This is a genomic window from Arthrobacter sp. Hb9-2, assembly GCF_059091165.1.
In genome coordinates this window covers 1-3,101 of sequence record NZ_JBNHGJ010000079.1, presented here as the reverse complement: position 1 = coordinate 3,101, position 3,101 = coordinate 1, and the positions used below count along the sequence as shown (strand labels likewise).

At 69.1% G+C, this 3,101-nt stretch carries 2 protein-coding genes; both read left to right on the top strand.

What is annotated here, in order from left to right:
• The first annotated feature begins 224 nt into the window (after positions 1-224).
• A complete protein-coding gene (locus AC5RV1_RS21225) occupies positions 225-1,787 on the top strand; it encodes an ABC transporter substrate-binding protein (RefSeq protein ID WP_493995936.1) in 1,563 nt (520 codons plus the stop codon).
• Positions 1,787-3,101 (top strand): ABC transporter permease (locus tag AC5RV1_RS21220; protein ID WP_493995935.1); only part of this gene is annotated, 1,315 nt, incomplete at its 3' end. The genes AC5RV1_RS21225 and AC5RV1_RS21220, both read left to right, overlap by 1 nt.

The window sequence follows — 3,101 nt, the reverse complement described above, 5'->3', positions numbered from 1 at the left end:
CAACGTTGCCCTCGGGCCGCTCTACTCGGGAGCCACCGAGCCGGGGCCCGACGCCGCGTGGCCCTGGGCGGTGATGGCGGCACTGACGGTGCTTCCCGCCGTCGGACTTTCACGGCTCCTGCCTGCCAAGCGCTAACCCTCCAAACGTAAAACAGCCAACGGCCCGACCCGGCTGTCCGCCGGCCATTCCCCTTCTCCACCGACCTCGGAAACAGGTAACCACCATGCCCAAAAAGCGATCAAAAACAGGCGTTATTGCCATCACGGCCCTTCTGCTCGCCGGCCTGACTGGCTGTTTCGCCGGAGGCGGGCAGGCAGCGGAAAGCGGTGACGGTGCCGGCCGGATCAAGCTCGCCATGCTCCAGCCGCCGCGGTCCGGGCTGTCACCGCTCAGCGACGACGCCTTCAAGCTCTCGCGGTGGCAGACCGCTGAGACCCTGGTGGTGCTGGACGACCTGGGCGAAGCGAAACCTGCATTGGCCACGGACTGGCAGCAGGCTGACCAGACCTCGTGGCGCTTCACCCTGCGGGACGGGGTCGAATTCCACGACGGTACGGCCCTGACGTCAGCGGAGGTTGTTGCATCCCTTTCCGCCGCGGCCAAGGCAAGCCCTAAGCCCAGGATTCTGGACGGCGTGGAACTTACCGCCCAGGCTGATGGACCGAGCGGTGTGATCGTCAGGACGGCGACGCCGGACCCCCTCCTCCCCCAGCGGCTGTCAAGTCCCCAGTTGGCCGTCTTTGCTGCCACCGCGTACAAGGAAGGCGGCGTCGTGGCTCCGGTCAATGCCGGTACGGGGCCCTACCGACTGGCTTCGGTGGAGGGCACCTCATCAGCACGGCTGGACCGCTTCGACCGATACTGGGGCGAGAAGGCGCAAGCCGACGGCGTCGATGTCCAGTTCGTGCCGGACGGAACCGCGCGGGCAGCTGCCCTAAGGACCGGTGACGCGGACATCGTGGAAGCCATCCCGGTGGGCCAAGTGGCCCGGATCGACCCGGCACTGGTACATGAGGTACCGATGCCGCGGACCAACACGCTCTATCTCAACACGGCGTCGGGCCCCTTCGCTGATCCCGCAGTCCGCGCCGCAGCCCGCGGGGCGATTGATGCCGGCACCATCGTGGAGGGGGTCTATGAGGGGCGCGCAGACAAGGCCGCCGGGCTGCTCGGCCCCGCCCTCCCGTGGGCGGCGGACGAGCGGAGCAGCGCAGACTACGCCGCCAACCTCGCCACCCGGGTGGCCGCAACTGCCGTCAATGGGACTCCCATCCGCCTTGGGACCTTCACCGACCGCGCCGAACTGCCGGAAGTCGCGGTTCAACTGGAGCAGCAGCTGGAGGCCGCAGGCTTTACCGTGGAACAGGACGTCCGCGAGTACCAGCACATCGAGGCCGACGCACTGGCCGGAAAGTTTGATGCTTTTATCCTGTCCCGCGCCACCGTCCTGGACTCCGGTGACCCCGTTGCCTACCTCTACAGCGACTTCTCCTGCGCGGGCTCCTTCAACATCTCCCAGTTCTGCGATCCAGGCGTAGACGATGCCCTGGCCAAAGCCGCAGGTATTCCCGCCGGCCCTGAACGCCGGGCTGCCATCGCCGCGGCCGAAAGCCTCATCTTGGCCCGGGACGCGGCCATCCCGCTGCTCCACGAACGCGTCATCCAGGGCGAATCCGGGCGGGTGCGGAACGTGGCACGGGATCCGCGGGAACGGGCGCTGATCACGGGCAAGACGGGGTTCACCAGCAGTACAGGGATCACCAGCGCGCCAGGCGCCGCAGGGTGATGCCCAGCGGTACGGCGCTCCTGAAAGTCACCGCCTCGCGGATCGTCGCCCTCCTCGGACTGGTGGTGCTGATCGGAATGATGCCGTGGCTCTCAGGCCGTGGAGCTGAATACACCATCCTCCGCGCCCGGTACTCGGACCGGGAACCCACCCCCGAAGCCCTGGCTGCCATCCGCACCGAACTCGGGCTCGAGCAGGGCCCCCTGGCCATGTTCGTGTCCTGGGTTCAAGGCGTCCTAGCCGGGGACCTCGGGACCTCCTGGATCAACAGCTCTCCTGTGGGTCCCGGCATCGGAGCCGCGCTGGGCGTTTCGGTGACCCTGATGGGTTTTGCCATAGCGGCAGCAGGGATCATAGTCCTGTTGATCTGCGTGCCCGCAGTGGTGGACGGGCTTCGGCAGCGGCGAAGGCAGGGGTCCGGAGCCTTGCCGGCCGCGCTCACCTCCCTGCCGGAGTTCCTGCTTTCGGCCATGCTGCTGGTGGTGGGCGGCGTCTGGCTCCAGTGGTTTCCGCCGTTCGGCTGGAAAGGCCCCGAGCACGCCGTCCTGCCGTCCCTCGCCCTTGGCATTCCGGCGGGCGGCCTGATGGGACTGCTGCTGTCCGACGCCATCCGCGCCGCGTTCGGGGAAAAGTGGGTGGCCACGTGGCGGCTGGCCGGCGCGGGGCCCGTTCAGCTAACGCGGGCGGTACTGCGGCGCGCCCTGCCGGCAGTGCTGCCGCAGCTCGGGCTGGTCCTCATCGGCCTGACCGGCGGAGCCGTCGCGGTGGAAAAGGTGTACGCCATTCCGGGGCTCGGCCGGGCGCTGCTGGGAGCGGCCAGCGCCCAGGACATTCCCACCCTTCAGGCCGGCATGCTGGCACTGATGGGGCTGGCCCTGCTGGTGGGAACGCTGGCGACGGCGGCGCGGTACCTGCTGATCGGGCCCGCAGTACGCTTCGGCACACTTCCGCTTGCGGAGCCCCCACCTTCAGCGGGCCACCGCCACCTGGCCGTGCCGGCAGTTTCAGCTGCGGCCCTGCTGCTCATCCTCGGCGCCGGACTGCTGCGTGACCCCTACACCTCGGCACACCCGAGGCTGGCAGCGCCCGCCTGGTCATTGCCCTTTGGGGCGGACGCCAGTGGGCGTGACATCCTGGCCCGGGTGGGGCACGGCGCCGTGGGGACGCTCGGAACCGCGCTGGTAGTGGTACTCGTCTGCCTGGCCGTGGGAATCGCCGTCGGCCTCTTCCCGCTGGCAGCCACAGGGCCCCTCGAGGTGGCCAACGCCGCCCCGCCCATCCTCGCCGGACTGGTTGTCGCAGCCGTGACCGGCC

What these genes read in the sequence shown, in the direction of transcription:
- AC5RV1_RS21225 (WP_493995936.1), top strand. Translation starts at nt 225, where the DNA reads ATGCCCAAAAAGCGATCAAAAACAGGCGTTATTGCCATCACGGCCCTT.